Annotated in this window: 16 protein-coding genes and 1 pseudogene; 7 read left to right on the forward strand and 10 right to left on the reverse strand. The window is 67.5% G+C overall.

Annotated features, from left to right (window positions below; genetic code table 11):
- The 10 genes and pseudogenes from AC1D2E_RS30395 to bfr form a co-directional block, all read right to left on the reverse strand.
- Window positions 1-389: pseudogene (locus tag AC1D2E_RS30395) on the reverse strand (energy transducer TonB); the annotation flags it as partial.
- Between the two features lie 102 nt (window positions 390-491).
- The gene (locus tag AC1D2E_RS30400; RefSeq protein ID WP_478171913.1) at window positions 492-764 is read right to left on the reverse strand and encodes a (2Fe-2S)-binding protein; all 273 of its coding nucleotides are present in this window, start codon (window positions 762-764) and stop codon (window positions 492-494) included.
- A 115-nt stretch (window positions 765-879) separates the two neighbouring features.
- Window positions 880-1,560, reverse strand: a complete 681-nt coding sequence (locus tag AC1D2E_RS30405) for a Fe2+-dependent dioxygenase (RefSeq protein WP_478171912.1) — start codon at window positions 1,558-1,560, stop codon at window positions 880-882.
- A gap of 84 nt (window positions 1,561-1,644) precedes the next feature.
- Window positions 1,645-4,041: a catecholate siderophore receptor Fiu gene (locus tag AC1D2E_RS30410; RefSeq protein WP_478200844.1), complete on the reverse strand. Its 2,397-nt coding sequence runs from the start codon at window positions 4,039-4,041 to the stop codon at window positions 1,645-1,647.
- A 220-nt stretch (window positions 4,042-4,261) separates the two neighbouring features.
- Window positions 4,262-5,626: a sulfite reductase subunit alpha gene (locus tag AC1D2E_RS30415; protein ID WP_478200845.1), complete on the reverse strand. Its 1,365-nt coding sequence runs from the start codon at window positions 5,624-5,626 to the stop codon at window positions 4,262-4,264.
- Window positions 5,623-6,534, reverse strand: a complete 912-nt coding sequence (locus AC1D2E_RS30420; protein WP_478200846.1) for an FAD:protein FMN transferase — start codon at window positions 6,532-6,534, stop codon at window positions 5,623-5,625. Before AC1D2E_RS30420 ends, AC1D2E_RS30415 begins: the two co-directional genes overlap by 4 nt.
- 125 nt (window positions 6,535-6,659) lie before the next feature.
- The gene (locus tag AC1D2E_RS30425; RefSeq protein WP_478200847.1) at window positions 6,660-7,475 is read right to left on the reverse strand and encodes a DUF4198 domain-containing protein; all 816 of its coding nucleotides are present in this window, start codon (window positions 7,473-7,475) and stop codon (window positions 6,660-6,662) included.
- 35 nt (window positions 7,476-7,510) lie between these two features.
- Window positions 7,511-8,032: a DUF2271 domain-containing protein gene (locus AC1D2E_RS30430; protein WP_478200848.1), complete on the reverse strand. Its 522-nt coding sequence runs from the start codon at window positions 8,030-8,032 to the stop codon at window positions 7,511-7,513.
- A gap of 22 nt (window positions 8,033-8,054) precedes the next feature.
- A complete protein-coding gene (locus AC1D2E_RS30435) occupies window positions 8,055-8,699 on the reverse strand; it encodes a PepSY-associated TM helix domain-containing protein (protein ID WP_478200849.1) in 645 nt (214 codons plus the stop codon).
- A gap of 196 nt (window positions 8,700-8,895) precedes the next feature.
- Window positions 8,896-9,372 carry a bacterioferritin gene (gene bfr / locus AC1D2E_RS30440; RefSeq protein ID WP_478200850.1) on the reverse strand — a complete coding sequence of 159 codons (477 nt, stop codon included), beginning with the start codon at window positions 9,370-9,372 and terminating at the stop codon, window positions 8,896-8,898.
- A gap of 217 nt (window positions 9,373-9,589) precedes the next feature.
- Between bfr and ahpC the strand changes: the two genes are divergently transcribed.
- The 7 genes from ahpC to AC1D2E_RS30475 form a co-directional block, all read left to right on the forward strand.
- Entirely contained in the window at window positions 9,590-10,162 is a 573-nt protein-coding gene (gene ahpC / locus AC1D2E_RS30445; protein ID WP_478200851.1) for an alkyl hydroperoxide reductase subunit C, read from the forward strand.
- Window positions 10,163-10,244: 82 nt separating this feature from the next.
- Entirely contained in the window at window positions 10,245-11,822 is a 1,578-nt protein-coding gene (ahpF, locus tag AC1D2E_RS30450; protein WP_478200852.1) for an alkyl hydroperoxide reductase subunit F, read from the forward strand.
- Window positions 11,823-12,040: 218 nt separating this feature from the next.
- A complete protein-coding gene (locus AC1D2E_RS30455) occupies window positions 12,041-14,260 on the forward strand; it encodes a TonB-dependent hemoglobin/transferrin/lactoferrin family receptor (RefSeq protein WP_478200853.1) in 2,220 nt (739 codons plus the stop codon).
- A 24-nt stretch (window positions 14,261-14,284) separates the two neighbouring features.
- The gene (locus tag AC1D2E_RS30460; RefSeq protein WP_478200854.1) at window positions 14,285-15,358 is read left to right on the forward strand and encodes a hemin-degrading factor; all 1,074 of its coding nucleotides are present in this window, start codon (window positions 14,285-14,287) and stop codon (window positions 15,356-15,358) included.
- Window positions 15,355-16,227, forward strand: coding sequence for a heme/hemin ABC transporter substrate-binding protein (locus tag AC1D2E_RS30465; protein ID WP_478200855.1), 873 nt, complete (start codon window positions 15,355-15,357; stop codon window positions 16,225-16,227). The genes AC1D2E_RS30460 and AC1D2E_RS30465 overlap by 4 nt, the downstream gene beginning before the upstream one ends.
- Complete coding sequence (locus tag AC1D2E_RS30470; RefSeq protein WP_478200856.1) at window positions 16,224-17,261, forward strand: FecCD family ABC transporter permease; 1,038 nt, start codon at window positions 16,224-16,226, stop codon at window positions 17,259-17,261. The genes AC1D2E_RS30465 and AC1D2E_RS30470 overlap by 4 nt, the downstream gene beginning before the upstream one ends.
- On the forward strand, window positions 17,258-17,413 hold a 156-nt coding region (locus AC1D2E_RS30475), incomplete at its 3' end, for an ATP-binding cassette domain-containing protein (RefSeq protein ID WP_478200857.1). The genes AC1D2E_RS30470 and AC1D2E_RS30475, both read left to right, overlap by 4 nt.

Genomic DNA, 17,413 nt, shown 5'->3' on the forward strand with positions numbered 1-17,413 from the left:
GGCGGCTCCGGCGGCGCGGGCGGCGCGGGCGGGGCGGGCGGTGCCGGTGGCGGCGGCGGTTCGATGCTTCCCGTCGGCGCGTTCGGCGCCGGCGTCGGCTTGGCCTCGCGGATGGCCTGGGGCCGGGGCGGCGGCGGTGTCTTGGTCACCTGGCGCTTGGGTTCGGGCGGTGGTGGCGGAGGCGGCGGAAGTTCCTTGGGCTTCGGCGGTTCGATGATCTCGCTCAGGATCTCGACCGGGATCACCACTTCGGCGGCGCGGCGCAACAGGCCGCTTTGCAGGGCCCAGAGCGCCGCGACGTGGAACAGCACCACGCTGCCGGCGATGACGGCGTTGCGCGACAGGCCGAAGGCCGAGGGGGGCGAAGAAAAGCGGTCAGACACGTTCAACCATTCGAATGCGGGCGCCCACAAAGGTGCCCCGGTGCAGCAAAACCGCTACGCTAAAGGCTTATTTGCGAAGAATCCACCAGACCGAGCTGGCGACCAGGATCAGGCTGCCGCCGAGTGCCGAGACGAGTTCCATGCGTTGCTTTCCTTGATGGAATTGGCAAGCTGGATCGCCTGGGGGCCGGACTCGCGGTGAAGCGCGGCGACCGGGTGCGAGGCGCTGCATTGCGCGACCACGTCGCGTGCGCAACCTTCGCACTGGCCGCACTGGGTGGCCACGCCGAGTTCGAACTGCACCTCGTCGAAGGTCATGCCGGCGCGCGCATGGCGCGCGATTTCACGGTCGGAGATTCGGCGGCAGACGCAGACGATCATGGCGGTGAAGGCGGCTTGTAGCTGGCTTGTTTGAAGAAGGCTCGATTATAAATACGAATTCTTCGCATTTGCAATAACTATCGCGCCTGCAGGGTCGGGCCTTGGGCGGACCTGCCTAGACTTCGGACCACATGCGCAGCAGGTTGTGGTACTGGCCGGTGAGCGCGACCGTTTCCTCGCATTCGCCGAGCCGGCCGCGCAGTTTCTGGATCACCTGGTCGAGCTCGAACAGCATCGCGCGCTGGCGCTCGTCGCGGACCATGCTCTGCAGCCAGAAGAAGGAGCACACGCGGGCGCCCGCGGTCACCGGGTGGACGCGGTGCAGGCTGCTGGAGGGGTAGAGGATCAGGTCGCCCGCGGGCAGCTTGACCTCGTGGGTGCCATAGGTGTCGACCACCTCGAGTTCGCCGCCTTCGTAGTCCTCGGGATCGCAGAGGAACAGGGTGCAGGACAGGTCGGTGCGCAATTGCTCGCCGGTGCCCGGCACCGAGCGCACCGAGCCGTCGACATGCAGCCCGTAGTGCTCGCCGCCCTCGTAGCGGTTGAACAGCGGCGGCACGAAGCGCAGGGGCAGGGCGGCCGAGAAGAAGAGATGGCTCCGGGCCAGCGCGCCGAGGATCGCCTTGCCCAGTTCGCGGCCCACCGGCGATTGCTCCGGCAACTGCCGGTTGCGCTTGACCCGGGCGCCCTGATCGCCGACCGTCTCGCGGCCGTCGACCCAGTCGGTGGCGTCCAGGACGGCTCGAATCTCGCGCACTTGCTCCGGGTTCAGCACGTCGGGCACATGCAGCATCATGTTGCGGTTTCCTCAAAGAAAAAGCCCCGGGCCAGGCCGGGGCTCAAGTGTCGCATCGCGCGGATGCGACGGTGTTGACCCCGGTCAGAACGCGAAGTTGGCCGTGATGCGGGCCGAGCGCGGAGTGCCCGGCACGTAGCGATAGCCGCTCTTGTTGATCGCCGCCACATATTCCTTGTCGAACAGGTTGTAGAGGTTCAGCTGGAGCTCGACATTCTTGTTGACGCGGTAGGAGGCCATCGCGTCGAACACCCAGTAGGCGTCGGTGTAGGCCGGCGTGCCGACCGCGCCGTCGAAGCCGCGGGTGAGCTTGCCGTTGTAGCGCGCGCCGCCTCCGATCGTGAGGCCGAACGGGAGCTGGTAGCTGGTCCAGGCGGTGAAGGCCTGTTTCGGCGTGTAGGGGATCACGTCGATCCGGTCCGCCGCGTTGGTGGAGCCGTTGACCTTGGTGTCCATCGTGGTGAAGCCCGCGCTGATGCCCCATTGGTCGGTGATCGCGCCGGCCACGCCGAGTTCGATGCCCTGCACCCGCTTCTTCCCGTCCTGGGTGTAGAGCGCGGTGTTGGTCGGGTCCTGCACGATCTCGTTGCGGACTTCGGTCCGATAGAGCGCCGCGGTCAGGGAGAGGTGCTTGTTGAGCACATCCCACTTGGTGCCGATTTCGTAGGTGTCGGCCTTCTGCGGCTCGAAGTCCACGCGCGAGGCGCTGTTGCCGGTGCCCGAGGCGGCCAGCGAGAAGTTGGCGCCGCCCGGGGGCTGCGCCGAATTGCCGTAGGCGGCAAAGAAGCTGGCGTTCTCGACCGGCTTGTAGACCACGCCGATCTTGCCGGTCCAGAGGTCGCCGGAGGTCGACAGGCTGGTCGGCGTGATCGCGAAGGCGGGCCCGGTGCCCATCGTGGTCGCCCAGTAGTCGGTGCTGTAGTGGTCGTAGCGCAGGCCGCCGGTGAGCTGCCATTGCTCGTTGATCTTCATCGTGTCGAAGGCGTACAGGCTGACGGTGTCGGTCTTGCCGTAGTTGCCGGTGCCGTTCGGGATCCGGTTGTAGCCGGTCACGTAGGGGTTCGGGTTGTACAGGTTGGCGACCGGCCATGAGCCTGCCGGTGCGAAGGTCGTGTTGGCCGACGCGAAGCCCGGGCCGAAGTAGTTCGCGTTGTCCTGACTTTCGCGCATCAATTCCAGGCCGATGTTCGCGGTGTGGCTGAAGCTGCCGGTCTTGAACTTCGACGACAGGCTGGTCTGGTTGACGAAGATGTTGTTTTCGACGTCCTTGTTGGTCGGCAGGTTGCGCGTCACGGTCCAGGTCGATGGGTCGCTCGGCACGACCGTGTTGATGAAGCCCGCGGTCACCGCAGGCACCGTGCCGCGGTAGGTGTTGCTGTTGCCGACCCGGGTCGCAGTCAGGCCGCCGAGCATGAAGGACGTCAGCATGTAGTCCTGCGAGCTCTGGCCCCAGCGCGTGACGTTGCGCACGGTCATGTCGGGCGTGATGTCGTGCTCGACCCGTGCCGTGAACATGTTGCCCGTGACGTCGTTGAAGTCGGAGCTGGTGCCGTAGAAGTTGCTCGAGTCGACCTTCGCGGCGTAGTTCAGGAAGGTGCGGCGCAGGATCGGCGAATTGATCAGCAGCGCGTCGGGCGTGGTGTAGCCCGGCAGGCCGATGGTGGGCACGCCGCCGTCCGGGATGTTGTTCTGCTTGATGTACAGGTAGTCGAGGAACACGCGGGTCGGCGTGTTGAGGCCAAAGGCCAGCGAGGGCGCGATCGCCGAGCGCTTGTTGTTGACGAAGTCGCGGCCGTCCACGCCGGCGTCTTCGGCCACCGCATTCAGCCGGAAGGCCGTGCCCGAGCCGTCGGCGCCGCTCACCACCTTGTTCCAGTCGATGGTGCCGCGCTTGTAGCTCGCGGTGCCGAAGCCGAGCGAGCCCGAGAAGCTGTCCTCCAGCTTGGGCTTCTTGGTGATCAGGTTGATGTAGCCGGTCGGCGAGCTGCGGCCGACGTCGGTGCCCGACGGTCCCTTGACCACTTCGACCTGTTCGATGTTGAAGACGTCGCGCGAGAACGAACCCAGGTCGCGGATGCCGTCCACGAAGATGCTGCCCGAGGCGTCGAAGCCGCGCATGAAGATCGAGTCGCCGGTGGTGGTGTTGCCGTTCTCGCCGAGGAAGAAAGCGCCTGCGCCCGGCGTGTTGCGCAGCGCTTCGGTCAGGGTGGTGGCGCCTTGCTCGCGCATCAGCGTTTCCGGAATCACCTGGATCACCTGCGGGATGTCGATCAGCGGTGCGGTGAACTTGGGGTTGGCCGATTGGTCGACCTTGAAGTCGCTCGCGGCGCTGTCTTCGACGCGCACTTCCTTGAGCGTGTTCGACGGGGTCTGCGCGGCGGCAGGAAGGGTCAGCGCGAGCAGCGTGGCGGCGGCAGCAGCACTGCCGAACGGGGGCAGCGCGCGCGCGACGGCGTGCTTGCGGCTCTTGATGTAGGCCATGAAGGGTTCCCAGGTGAAAGCAAGACTGAGAGCTCGACTGGCGGGTCCCGCGCAGCATCGGCGAGCGAGCGGCAGGATTGGCTGGGTGAGCCGATTCGCGGAAGCGCGAATTCAGTGAATGATAATTAATCTCAATACGTTTGTTAACACAGCGTTCATACTGGGAGACATTTCAGAGACGAGCGCGGCGTTTTCGTTGCGTCTGCGCAACCTGTTGGGCTCAGTACACGTCGCGACGGTACCTGCCGCTTGCCAAAAGCCGTCCCATTGCGGCTTCGCCGACGATCTGCCGGAGCGCCGCATCGACGCCGCTCGCCATGCCTTGCAGGCTGCCGCAGACGTAGATCGCAGCATCGCGCGCGAGCCAGGCGCGCACTTCGTCGTGAAGCTGCAGCAGCCGGTGCTGGACGTAGCGCCGCTCCGGCTGGTCGCGCGAGAACACCATGTCGAGCCGCTGCAGGACGCCATTGTGCTGCCAGGCCTCGAGTTCGCCGCGGCAGAGGTAGTCGTGCGCTTCGTTGCGTTCGCCGAAGACCAGCCAGTGGTCCTGCCGGCCCAGCGCCGCGCGGGCGCGCAGATGGCCGCGCAGGCCGGCCAGCCCGGTGCCGTTGCCGATCAGGATCAGCGGGCGCTGCGCATTCTCGCCGAGGCGGAAATTGCGGTGCGGGCGCAGGCGCAGCGAGACCGTGTCGCCCGGGCTCAAGGTCGAGGTCAGCAGGCCCGAGCCGGCGCCGAGGCTGCCGTCCGGGTGCAGTTCCTGGCGCACCAGCAGATGCAGTTCGCCGTCGGCGGGGATGGATGCGATCGAGTAGTCGCGCGGTCGCCCGGGATCGCTCGCCAGGCCGAGCTGGGCGATGTCGCCGGACTCCCAGTCGGGCGCCGGGCTGCGGACCGGCGCGAAGGCGAGCAAGTAGACCGGTGCGCCGGCGCTGCCGTCGTTCAGCACGCTGCGCCTGGCCAGGCGCCAGGGTGCGGCAACGGATTCGACCGCGGCGGCCGGACCGGCGCCCGGCGTGCCGCCGCACTGCGCCTGCCAGGCGGCCAGCGCCGCGGGCTCCGCGTTGTCGACCTCGATGCGATCGAAGCTGCGCGTCGCGCCGGCTGCATGGAGCCATTCGTCGAGCAGGCGCCCGAAGCGGCAGAAGTTGGCGTACTGGCGGTCGCCCAGCGCCAGCACCGCGTAGCGCAACGAGGACAGGTCCGCCGTGGCGCCCATCATGCGCTCGGCGAACACGCTGGCGCCGTCGGGCGCGTCGCCCTCGCCGTAGGTGCTGGCGATGAACAGTGCGCGCGGTGCGCCGCGAAGGAGAGCCGTGTCGGCGTCGTTGAGCGGCATCACGCGTGCCGGCATCCCGGCATCGTGCAGCCAGCGGCCGGTTTGCCAGGCCAGGGCTTCGGCCTGGCCGGTCTGGCTTGCGAACAGCACCAGCGTGGCGGCGCCCGGGTCGTTGCCGGCGAGGGCCGCGGCCCGTTGCGCCACGGCGTCGCGCTGCCGGCGCTGCTGCAGCCAGATGGCCGTGCACAGCCCGGCATAGGCGAGCACCGTCAGGCATGCGGCCAGCGCTCGCAGTGCGGAATCGTTCATGGGCCCGCAGCGTGGGTCGGCCAGCGGACGCTGGTGAACGACCGCGCTTGCTCGCCGTCCCGGCAGACGAAGAGCGCCGGGAGCGCGTGGCGGTCGGCGAAGGCCAGGCCGTCCTCCGGCCCGAGCACGGTCAGCACCGTGGCGAGCGCGTCGGCCTGCATGCATTCGCGGTGCAGCACCGTGACCGATGCAAGCGCGTGGCCGACCGGCTCGCCGGTGCGCGGATCGAGGGTGTGCGACCAGCGCCGGCCCTGGTGCTCGCGCGTGTGCCAGCGGTCGCCGGAGGTGGCGATCGCCATGTTGTCGAGCGCCACCCGGTGTGTCGTTTCGGGCAGCGCCTCCACCTCCACCTGCCAGGGATCGCCGCCGGGGCGGCGGCCGGCCGCCCGCAGTTCGCCGCCGACCTCGACCAGGAAGTCGGACAGTCCGAGCGCCTGCAGTGYGGCCGCGGCCCGGTCGACCGCGAAACCCTTGGCGATGCCCGACAGGTCGAGCTCKGCACCGCCCGGTTGCACCACGGTGCGCCCATCGGTGTCGAGCACCAGGCGCTGCCATCCGACCTGTTCGCGCGCCCGGGCCAGCGCCGCCGGGGAGGGCGGGCCCGCGACGGCTGCGTCGGCGTGGGCGCCGAAGCCCCAGAGTGCGACCAGCGGTCCGATGCTCGGATCGATCGCCCCGCCGCTGGCGGCGGCCCACCGCAGGGCGCAGGCCAGCACCTCGGCAAACCCGGGCGCCAGCACATGCCGGCTGCCGGCGTCGGCGCGATTGAAGCGGCTGAGGTCCGAATCCGGCTCCCAGGTGCTCATCTGCGCAACCACCCGGTCGAGTGCGGCCTGGGCGCCGGCGCGCACCGCGTCGAGCGCGACCATGCGCGGATTGTCGAAGCGCAGCGACCAGGTCGTGCCCATGCTGCGGCCCGCCAGGGACTGCAGGGTCGGCGGGTCGGCGCGGCGCGGTCGTGGCGTGTTGGCGTAGCCGCCCGCGCGCCAGGTCGCGAACGAAGGGCGCGGCGCGGCCGGATCGTCCGTGGAATTCAGGGCATCACTTCCAGGGTGGCGGCGTAGCTCAGTCGGCGCTCCTTGGCCTTCGGCACCGAGGTGTTCTTGTCCGTCGTGCTGGCGTCGAGCCAGTACATGCCGGCTTCCGGCCAGGTCACGCTGAACTGGCCCTTGGCGTCGGTCTTGAGCTTGAGTTCGTCGAGCTTGTCGCGATAGCGGGTGTTGCCCAGCGTGACCGTGACCTCGAGCTCCTTGGCGGGCTGGCCGTCGAGCTGCAGCGTGAAGCTGGTCTTCTCGCCTTTCACCAGATCCGTCGGGTTGGCCGTGACCAGCTCGAGGCCCTTGCCGGTCGGGCGCAGCGCGCTGGGCTTGCCGACGGTGACGAAGGTCTCGTTGCGGCCCGCCGACTGCGTGATCTCGACCTCCAGCGCATCGGCCGGGATCTGGGCCGCGATGTTGTCGGGCGTGYCGCGGGCGCGCTTGGGCTTGCCGGTGGCCTTGTCCTTCCAGCGGGCGAAGACGCCGTCGTTGAGCAGCGCGACGCGATAGGTGCCGGACTGGGTCAGGTTCAGGTCGAACACGCTGCGCAGCTTGCCCTTGAAGACGTTCTCGGGCTTGAGCGTGCTGCCGTCGGGTGCGGTGACCGCCAGGCTGTCGATGTTCAACGGGACGTGGTTGAAGAAGAAGAGGTCGTTCGACACCGCGGCGTCGACCGTGATCCAGTCCGCCTTCGACAGCACGGTGCTCGACGGCATCAGCCAGGCGTTGTGGGCGTGGACGGCCGCGGTGCCGGCGCAGAGGGCGAGGCCGATGGCGAGGCCGATGGCGAGGGTGCGCAGAGTGAGCTTCATGATGGGTTCCGAAGAGCTTGGAGACGAAGAAGGGGTCAGGGCTTGAGTTCGAGCGAGACTTCGCCGAGCTCGCTGCTGCCCGCGACCTGCGATTGCTCGGCCTTCGCGGGCGGCCACTGGAAGGGGATGCCCACGATCTCGCGGCCGCCGACCTCGCGCGCCGCCTCGACATACAGCTTGTAGGCACCGGGCGCCAGCTTGGGCAGCGCCACGGCGCCTTCCGATACAGCGATCTGATGCTTGCCCGCGGGCCGTGTGGCGCTGCTGACGCCATCGATGGGCATCTGCAGCTCGCGGCCGGTGCGCCGCCACCACTGGCGCATGTCCTTGAGCCACTTGGTGCCTTCGCCTTCCGCGTTGCCCTTGTTCTTGATGTCGTACCAGACCGCCAGCGTGCCGGCCACCGACTGGTCGGGCCGCTCGATCCAGGCCGCCACGTAGGGTCGGTGGTACTCGGCCACGTTGAGGCGCGGCACTTCGATGTTGACCGTGAGCCCCGCGGCGAAGGCCGGTGCGCCGAACAGGGCGGCGAGCGCAAGGGAGTAGCGAACTTGCACGAATTGAACCTCTTTTCCTGGATCAGTGGATGAACAGCAGCGCAAGCAGCACCGGGATGACCAGGCCCATGCCGACCATCGGCCAGGTGAAGGGCCGGTTGCCGGCGTGCATCTTGAGAATGAAGAGCCCGGTGATCGAGAACACCAGCGTGGCGGCCGCGAAGAGGTCGATGAACCAGCTCCAGGCGGCGCCGCTGTTGCGGCCCTTGTGCAGGTCATTGAAGTAGGAGAGCCAGCCGCGGTCGGTGCGCTCGTACTCGGCCTCGCCGTCGGCGAGGTTCAGCCGCAGCCAGGCGTCGCCGCCGGGGCGGGGCAGGGACAGGTAGATCTCGTCGTCCGACCACTCGGCATCGCGCCCGGCCGTGTCGATGGCCCATTGTTTCCGGATCCAGTGCTGCAGATCCGCGGGCAATTCGGCCTTGCCCTTCTGCGCCTTGGCCGCGGGCAACCGCTCCAGCAGCGCCTCGCGCAGTGCATCGTCCACCGTCGCGGTCCGGCTCGTGACCTTCGGCTTGGCTTCGATGCCGGCCGCGTGATTGAGCGTGAAGCCCGTGATGCCGAACAGCAGCAGGCCGATCAGGCAGAGCGCCGAACTGACCCAGTGCCATTCATGCAGGGTCTTCAGCCAGTAGGCGCGGCGGCGGTTGTCGGGGGGAGCGGCGGTCATCGGAGCGGAGGATTCTAGCCGCTCAGATGCGAATGAATTCTATTTGCAAGTCCGGGGACCGACCCCGTCGAAGCGAGCGGATGTCGCTTCAGGCGTTACTGTGCCTAAACTTCGTGCTCACATTTCGATAGCAATGAAGTTTCGTAAAGTCGAAAAAAAGCGGGGCCTTGCCCCGCTTGCCTGGCGTCCTGCCCGCCTACTCGATCTCGCCCATCTGCGACTGCAGGTAGTTCTGCAGCCCGACCTTGCCGACCAGGTCAATCTGGGTCTCGAGGAAATCGATGTGCTCCTCGGTGTCGTCCAGGATCTCCTGCAGCAGGTCGCGCGAGACATAGTCGCGCACGCTTTCGCAATGGGCGATGCCGTCCTTGATCGTCGCCTGCGCGCCGGTCTCGGACCGCAGGTCGCATTCGAGGATCTCGGGCACGTCCTCGCCGATCTGGAGCTTGGCCAGGTCCTGCAGGTTCGGCAGGCCGTCGAGCATGAAGATCCGGTCCATGAGCTTGTCGGCATGCTTCATCTCGCCGATCGACTCGTCGTATTCCTTCTTGGCCAGCTTGTCCAGGCCCCAGTGCTTGAGCATCCGGTAATGCAGGAAGTACTGGTTGATCGCCGTCAGCTCGTTCTTGAGCTGCGCCTGCAGGTGATCGATGACTTGCGGGTCGCCCTTCATGATTTTTCCTTGTTCTTCAAAAGGGTCGATTGTGAGAGCCCGCCGCGGGGCGGCGCAAGTAAACCCATGCGCCGGCACTCTGCATGCGGGTGAGGGTGATAGGTGTTCGCATTCATAGGGGTGCCCAATGCTTTTAATAGCGCATCACTATTGGTTGGCAATGATTGGTAGTTATACTAATCGCTCGCACTTTTCATCAGCCACCAAGGAAACCTACATGTCCCTGATCAACACCGAAATCATCCCGTTCAAGGCCACCGCATATCACAATGGCAAGTTCGTGCCCGTCAGCAACGAGAACTTCAAGGGCAAATGGTCGGTCGTCGTGTTCTACCCGGCCGACTTCACCTTCGTGTGTCCGACCGAACTGGGCGACCTGGCCGACCACTACGCCGAATTCCAGAAGCTCGGCGTCGAGGTGTATGGCGTGTCGACCGACACCCACTTCACCCACAAGGCCTGGCACGATACGTCGGAGACCATCGCCAAGGTCCAGTACCCGCTGATCGGCGATCCGAGCCAGCAGCTGGCGCGCGCCTTCCAGGTGCTGATCGAAGAAGGCGAAGACGCCGGCCTGGCCTACCGCGGCACCTTCGTGATCGACCCCGAAGGCAAGATCAAGACCATCGAAGTGCACGACAACGGCATCGGCCGTGACGCCGCCGAACTGCTGCGCCGCGTGAAGGCGGCCCAGTACGTCGCCGCTCACCCGGGCGAAGTCTGCCCCGCCAAGTGGACCGAAGGCGCGGAAACGCTCAAGCCCTCGTTCGACCTGGTCGGCAAGATCTAAGCCGCCTCGTTCGCGCCACGGCCCGGGCGCGTTTGCTCCCGGGCTTTTTTGTTCCCATTGCATTCAAGAAGAGAGTCTCGCCATGCTCGACGCCGGCACCAAATCGCAACTCAAGAGCTACCTCGACCGCATCACGCAGCCGGTCGAGATCGTCGCATCGCTCGATGACGGCAAGGCGTCAGGCGAACTGCAGGCGCTGCTGAAGGACGTGGCCGAATCGTCGCCGCTGGTGAAGGTCACCGAGAGCCGCGACGACAACCATCGCAAGCCTTCCTTCTCGATCAACCGGCCCAGCGAGAACCACGGTCCGCGCTTCGCGGGCCTGCCGATGGGCCATGAATTCACCTCGCTGGTGCTGGCGCTGCTGCAGGTCGGCGGCTACCCGCCCAAGGTCGACGACGCGGTGCTGCAGCAGATCCGCGCGCTCGACGGCGACTTCGAGTTCGAGATCTACATCTCGCTGACCTGCCACAACTGCCCGGATGTGGTGCAGGCGCTGAACCTGATGGCGATCCAGAACCCGCGCATCAAGACCACCATGATCGACGGCTCGCTGTTCCAGGACGAGGTCAAGGAACGTCAGATCATGGCCGTGCCGACCGTGTTCCTGAATGGCACCGAGTTCGGCCAGGGCCGCATGAGCCTGGAGGAAATCCTCGCCAAGATCGACACCAGCGGCGTCGAGCGCGAGGCGAAGAAGATTGCGGGCAAGGATCCGTTCGACGTGTTGATCGTCGGTGGCGGCCCGGCCGGCGCGGCTGCTGCGGTGTATGCGGCGCGCAAGGGCATTCGCACCGGCGTGGCGTCGGAGCGCTTCGGCGGCCAGGTGCTCGACACCATGGGCATCGAGAACTTCATCTCGATCAAGGAAACCGAAGGGCCGAAGTTCGCGCTGGCGCTCGAGGAGCACGTGCGCGACTACGACGTCGACATCATGAATCTGCAGCGTGCCGCGGCATTGGTTCCGGGCCAGGAGTTCATCGAGATCAAGCTCGAAAGCGGCGCCACCCTGAAGAGCCGCTCGGTCGTGATCTCGACCGGCGCGCGCTGGCGCAACATCAACGTGCCGGGCGAGCACGAGTACAAGAACAAGGGCGTGGCCTATTGCCCGCACTGCGACGGCCCGCTGTTCAAGGGCAAGCGCGTGGCCGTGATCGGCGGCGGCAACTCGGGCGTCGAGGCGGCGATCGACCTGGCCGGCATCGTCGGCCACGTGACCCTGATCGAGTTCGACACCCAACTGCGCGCCGATGCCGTGCTGCAGCGCAAGCTGCACAGCCTGGCCAACGTCAAGGTCGTGACCAACGCGCAGACCACCGAGATCACCGGCGACGGCCAGAAGGTCAACGGCCTGGTCTACAAGGACCGCGCGGGCGGCGGAAGCCACACGGTGCCGCTCGAAGGCGTGTTCATCCAGATCGGCCTGGTGCCGAATACCGACTGGCTCAAGGGCACGGTCGAGCTGTCGAAGCACGGCGAGATCGTGGTCGACGCCAAGGGCCAGACCTCGGTCCCCGGCGTGTTCGCCGCCGGCGATGCCACCACCGTGCCGTTCAAGCAGATCATCATCGCCGCGGGCGATGGCGCGAAGGCGGCGCTCAGCGCCTTCGACCACCTGATTCGTACGTCGGCGCCGGCGGAAGAGGCTGTCGCCGCCTGACGATATCGAAAGCGCCGTGGTCCATCTCGGATGGATCGCGGCGCTCTTCCGATGATTCCAACCTCCAATTCAGCGAGGCCATTCGTTACCAATGCGAATCATTCGCATATGATTGTGACGCGGGCCAAGGTCCGCGTCCCTTCGCCAGCCAGGCCCTTGCGCGCAGCCTTTGCGCGCCGTCCAGCGAGCAGCTCGTCAACTGTTTCCTGGACTTTCAATTGGCACGTTCACTCGCTTTTTCGCATCGACTTCAAACGCTCCCCTGGCTGATCGCCTGCGGTTTCAGCAGCTTCGCCATCGCCCAGGAGGCCAGCCCGACACGCTTCGCCGCCCTGGGCGAGATCGTGGTGAGCGGCACCCGCTCCGAACGGAGCAGGGAAGACATCCCGGCCACCGTCGAGGTGATCGACCGGCAGCAGATCGAGTTCGAGCAGATCCACGACATCCGCGACGCGGTCCGTGACATTCCCAACGTGTCGGTCAGGCGCGCGCCCGCGCGCTTCGGACTGGCCACCGGCGACGCCGGCCGCGACGGCAACGCGGGCTTCAACATCCGCGGCCTCGACGGCAACCGTGTGCTGCTGATGACAGACGGCATCCGCATGCCGCGCAGCTACGTCTTCAGCGCCAATGCCTTCGGGCGCGACTACTTCGACCTCGGCCTGATCGAGCGGATCGAGATCATCAAGGGCCCGGTGTCGGCACTCTATGGATCCGACGGGTTGGCCGGCCTCGTCAATTTCATTACGCGGCAGCCGGAGACCTTTCTTGCGGATGGCAAGACCTTCGGCGGCAGCGCGAACGTCGGCTACAGCGGCGACGACAACGGGTGGCAGGGTGGCGTCACGCTCGCGGGCAAGGCCAGCGACACGGTCAGCTGGTTGATCTCGGCCAACGCTGCGCGAACGCACGCGCTGGAGAACATGGGTACCAACTACGCCCGCAATTCCGACCGCACGGCGCCCAATCCCGAGCTCAGCAACACCCAGTCGCTGCTCGCCAAGCTGATCGTGACGCCGAATGCCGACCTGACGCACAACCTCACCTACGAGCACGTGGCCAGGTCAACTGGCTACGACCTGCTCTCGGGCATCTCGAAGCCGCCTTTCACGTCGACCTCGGTGATCGGCCTCGGCGCGCTGACCGACCTGCAGCGCGACCGTTTGACCTGGGATGGCCGGCTGCGCGTGAACTCGGTGCTGGCAGACAACCTGCTCGGCTACCTGAGCTACCAGAAGGCGGATTCGCAGGAAATCGCCTGGGAGAACCGCTACACGGCGGCCGACCGGATGCGCGACGTGAGCTACAGCGAGCACACCTGGCAAGCCGGCCTGCAGGCCGACAAGACCCTGCGCATGTCCGGCGACTGGTCGCAGCGCATCACCTACGGCATCGACTACACGAACACGCAGGTCGAGAACCTGCAGACCGGGCTGGTGCCGCCCGCTGGCGAGGTGTATCCGCTCAAGCGCTTTCCCGATACCACCGAGACGACCACGGCCTTCTACATCCAGGACGAGTTCATCCATGACCGCTGGAGCATCACGCCCGGGGTGCGCTTCGACCACTTCGACATCGATGCCGATCAAACCGGATTCAACGCGCGCGCGGTATCGCTGTCCGACTCGGCGGTCTCGCCGAAGCTGGGCGTGCTGTTCCGTGCCACGCCGCAATGGAGCCTCTACGGCAACTACGCCGCGGGCTTCAAGGCGCCCAACGCGTTCCAGGTCAACAATTTCTTCGAGAACGTGGTGTCGGGCTATCGGACCATTCCGAACCCCGACCTCAAACCGGAGACCAGCCAGAGCTTCGAGATCGGCACGCGCGGCCGCGCCGGCCTCCTGAACTTCGAGGCCGCCGTCTTCACCGGCACCTACAAGGACATGATCGAGAACGACCGGCAGGTCAGCGGCGTCTTCGGTTCCCGCACCAATCCCGCGACCTTCCAGTCGGTCAACATCGGCCGCGCGCGCATCGACGGTTTCGAGTTCAAGGGCGAACTCGACTGGACCGAGCAGGGCTCGGGCTTCTCGCTGCCCTTCGCCTATGGCCGCACCAACGGCGAGGACCGCACGGCGAACGTGCCGCTCAACTCGATCGATCCGGAAAAGCTCGTGGTGGGGCTCAAGTACCAGGCGCCGACCTGGACCGTGCGCCTCGATGCGGTCCACCACGCGGCCAAGAAACGCAGCGACGTCGATCCGGCCGAGGTCACGGCCGGCGTCCAGTTCCTCACGCCTTCGGCCACCACGCTGGACCTGAATGCGCAATGGCGCATCCGGCGCGACCTGCGCCTCAATGTCGCGCTGGTCAACCTGACCGACAAGAAGTACTGGATGTGGAGCGACGTGCGCGGGCTCGCCGCCAGCTCGCCCATCGTCGATGCCTACACGCAACCCGGCCGGCACTTCAACGTGTCGCTCGTGGCTGATTTTTGACCCACCTCACGAAAGCAACAACGCATGATCACCCATGAATCGATCCGCGAACGATTCGCTGCCCTTCGCGCCGAAGGCAAGCGCCACAAGGATGCGGCCGAAGCGCTCGGCCTCAGCGAAGGCGAGGCCATCGCCGCCCATGCGGGGTCGGACGAGCGTTCCCTGCGCGCGCTGCCGCTGCGCGGTCCCTGGCTGGAACTGCTGCGGGCCCTCGAGCCTTGCGGACCGGTGCTGGCGCTGACGCGCAACCGATCGGCGGTGCACGAGAAGACCGGCGTCTACCGCAACCTGTCCGGCGGCGCCCGGATGGGGCTCGCGGTCGGCGAGGAGATCGACCTGCGGCTGTTCTTCAATCACTGGCATGCGGCCTTCTTCGTCAGCGAGGCGGCCGCCAACGCGGGTCAACCGCCATCGCTGAGCCTGCAGTTCTTCGACGCCAGCGGCGTGGCGGTGCACAAGGTCTTCGCCCGCGACGCCACCGATCGCGGGGCCTTTGAGTCGGTCGCGCAAGCGCACGCGGACGCRCCGCGGGACATCGCATTCGCACCCACCCCGGTCAAGGCGCCGCCACGGCCGGACGGCGAGATCGACCGCGCGGGCCTCGCCGACGCCTGGGGTGGCATGACCGACACGCACCAGTTCTTCGGCCTGCTGAACAGGTTCGAGGTCGAGCGCCAGCAGAGTTTCCGTCTGAACGAGGGCGGCTTCACGAAGCGGGCGAGCCGGCGCGCGGTGCGCGAGTTGCTCGACGAAGCGTCCTTTTCGGGCGCGCCGATCATGGTCTTCGTCGGCAGCCCGGGCTGCATCCAGATCCACACCGGGCCGGTGGCGCGCGTCGAGCCGATGGAGATGGGCGACGTGCAGTGGCTCAATGTGCTGGACCCGGGCTTCAATCTGCACTTGCGCGAAGACCTGATCGATGCGGTCTGGATCGTCGAGAAGCCGACCAGCGACGGCATCGTGACTTCGGTCGAGTCCTTCGATCGCGAAGGCGAGCTGATGGCGATGTTCTTCGGCGTGCGCAAGCCGGGCCAGCCCGAGCGCGAGGACTGGCGCGTGCTGGTGGGCAAGCTGCCGGGTCTCGAGGTGGGCGCGTGACGCGGGCGAACGGAGATCGCCGCGCCGCGCTGCGCCGGGTCGGCGGCGGTGCGCTGGCTGCCTTCGCCTGGCCTGCCCTCTCGCAGGGTACGCGCACGCCGCGCCTGGTGACCATCAGCGGCGCCATCACCGAGATGGTCTATGCGCTCGGCGCCGAAGCCCAACTGGTCGGCACCGACACCACCAGCCTCTACCCGGAGGCTGCTCGCCGTACCCCCAAGGTCGGCTATATGCGGCAGCTCTCCGCCGAAGGGCTGCTGTCGCTGAAGCCCGATGCGGTGATCGCCACCACCGAGTCGGGGCCGCCGGTGGTGCTCGAGCAGTTGCGCGCGGCCGGCGTGCGGCTGGAACTGGTCGACGCCGACCACAGTTGGAGCGAGGTGCAGCGCAAGGTCGCGGCCGTGGGCCGCGCGGCGGCGCGCGAGCCGCAGGCGCGCGCATTGATGGCGGGCCTCGAAGCCGAATGGGTGCAGGTTCGGAAGCGGGTGGCGGCGGACGCGGGACGCAAGCCGCGCGTGCTGTTCGTGCTGTCGCACAGCGCCAACCCGCAGGTGTCGGGCGAGAAGACTGCGGCGCACGCGGTGATCGGCCTGGCCGGCGGCGTCAACTGCCTCTCGGGCTTCCAGGGCTATCGGCCGATGACCGCAGAGGCGATGGCCAGCGCCGCGCCCGACGTGATCCTGACCACCACGCAAAGCATCGAGGCCCATGGTGGCACCGAGAAGTTCTGGCAGCGGCCGGAGTTGGCCCTGACGCCGGCCTTCGGGAGGCGGGCGCTGGTGACGCAGGACGCCTTGCTGCTGCTCGGCTTCGGCCCGCGCCTGCCCACCGCGGTCGGCGAACTGCACCAGAGCCTGCGCGCGGCATGAAGGGCCGGCTGACGATGCGCGGCACCCTGGCGGGCGGGCTGGCGCTGCTGCTGCTGAGCCTGGCCGTCGGTGCGGGCTCCGGTGCCTACGCCATCAGCGCTTCGCAGCTGATGGGCGTGTTCGGCGCGATCTGGCAGGGCGGCGACGACCCGTCGCCCGCGTACCTGGTGTTCGTCAACATCCGGCTGCCGCGGCTGGTGCTCGGCCTCGCCGCCGGGGCCGGTCTCGGCATCGCCGGCGCGTTGATGCAGGGGCTGTTCCGCAATCCGCTGGCGGACCCGGGCCTGATCGGCATCAGCAGCGGCGCCGCGCTGGCGGCCGGCGTGACGATCGTGCTCGGCGCCTGGCTTCTGCCGGTGCTGCCGCGCACGCTAGGCAGTTGGACCCTGGTCGGCATGGCCTTTGCCGGCGGCTTCGGGGTCACGCTGCTGATCTACGGCCTGTCGCGCAGCGAGGGCGGCACGCGCATGGCGCTGATGCTGCTGGCCGGCATCGCGATCAATGCGCTGGCCGGGGCCGGACTCGGCTTCCTCAGCGTGATGGCCTCCGACGAGCAGTTGCGCAGCTTGCAGTTCTGGCTGCTCGGCAGCCTGGGCGGCGCGCGCTGGAGTGCGGTGCTGCTGGTCGGCGCGATCGTGTGCATCGCGCTGTGCATGGGACTGACCCTGGCTGCGCCACTCAATGCGATCGCGCTCGGCGAGGCCCAGGCGACGCTGTTGGGCGTCGACGTCGAGCGGGTCAAACGTCGCGCCATCCTCGTGACGGCCTTCGCCGTCGGCGCCGTCACGGCGACCACCGGCATCATCGGCTTCGTCGGTCTGATCGCGCCGCACTGGGTGCGCCTGCTGGCCGGGCCCGACCACCGGGTGGTGCTGCCGGGGTCGGCGCTGCTGGGCGCGGTGCTGGTGCTGGCGGCCGACACGGTGGCCCGCACCGCGATGGCGCCGACCGAGCTGCCGCTGGGCGTGCTGACCGCCTTTATCGGCGTGCCGATGTTCCTGTTGATGCTGCGGCATTTCCGGGGGCGCATATGACGCTGGCATGCATCGACGCCGAGGTGCGGATCGGCGGCAGGACCCTGTTGTCGGGCGCCCGCATCACGCTGCACCCGGGCCGTCTGACCGCCATTCTGGGCCCCAACGGCGCGGGCAAGTCCACGCTGCTGTCGGTGCTGGGCGGACAGCGC

The organism is Variovorax sp. P1_H2, from assembly GCF_056405295.1.

Bases quoted from the DNA above. Each gene is read 5' to 3' on its own strand.
- AC1D2E_RS30470 (WP_478200856.1), top strand. From the start codon at position 16,224: ATGAAGGGCCGGCTGACGATGCGCGGCACCCTGGCGGGCGGGCTGGCG.
- bfr (WP_478200850.1), bottom strand. From the start codon at position 9,372: ATGAAGGGCGACCCGCAAGTCATCGATCACCTGCAGGCGCAGCTCAAG.
- ahpF (WP_478200852.1), top strand. From the start codon at position 10,245: ATGCTCGACGCCGGCACCAAATCGCAACTCAAGAGCTACCTCGACCGC.
- AC1D2E_RS30400 (WP_478171913.1), bottom strand. From the start codon at position 764: ATGATCGTCTGCGTCTGCCGCCGAATCTCCGACCGTGAAATCGCGCGC.
- AC1D2E_RS30435 (WP_478200849.1), bottom strand. From the start codon at position 8,699: ATGACCGCCGCTCCCCCCGACAACCGCCGCCGCGCCTACTGGCTGAAG.
- ahpC (WP_478200851.1), top strand. From the start codon at position 9,590: ATGTCCCTGATCAACACCGAAATCATCCCGTTCAAGGCCACCGCATAT.
- AC1D2E_RS30405 (WP_478171912.1), bottom strand. From the start codon at position 1,560: ATGATGCTGCATGTGCCCGACGTGCTGAACCCGGAGCAAGTGCGCGAG.
- AC1D2E_RS30415 (WP_478200845.1), bottom strand. From the start codon at position 5,626: ATGAACGATTCCGCACTGCGAGCGCTGGCCGCATGCCTGACGGTGCTC.
- AC1D2E_RS30410 (WP_478200844.1), bottom strand. From the start codon at position 4,041: ATGGCCTACATCAAGAGCCGCAAGCACGCCGTCGCGCGCGCGCTGCCC.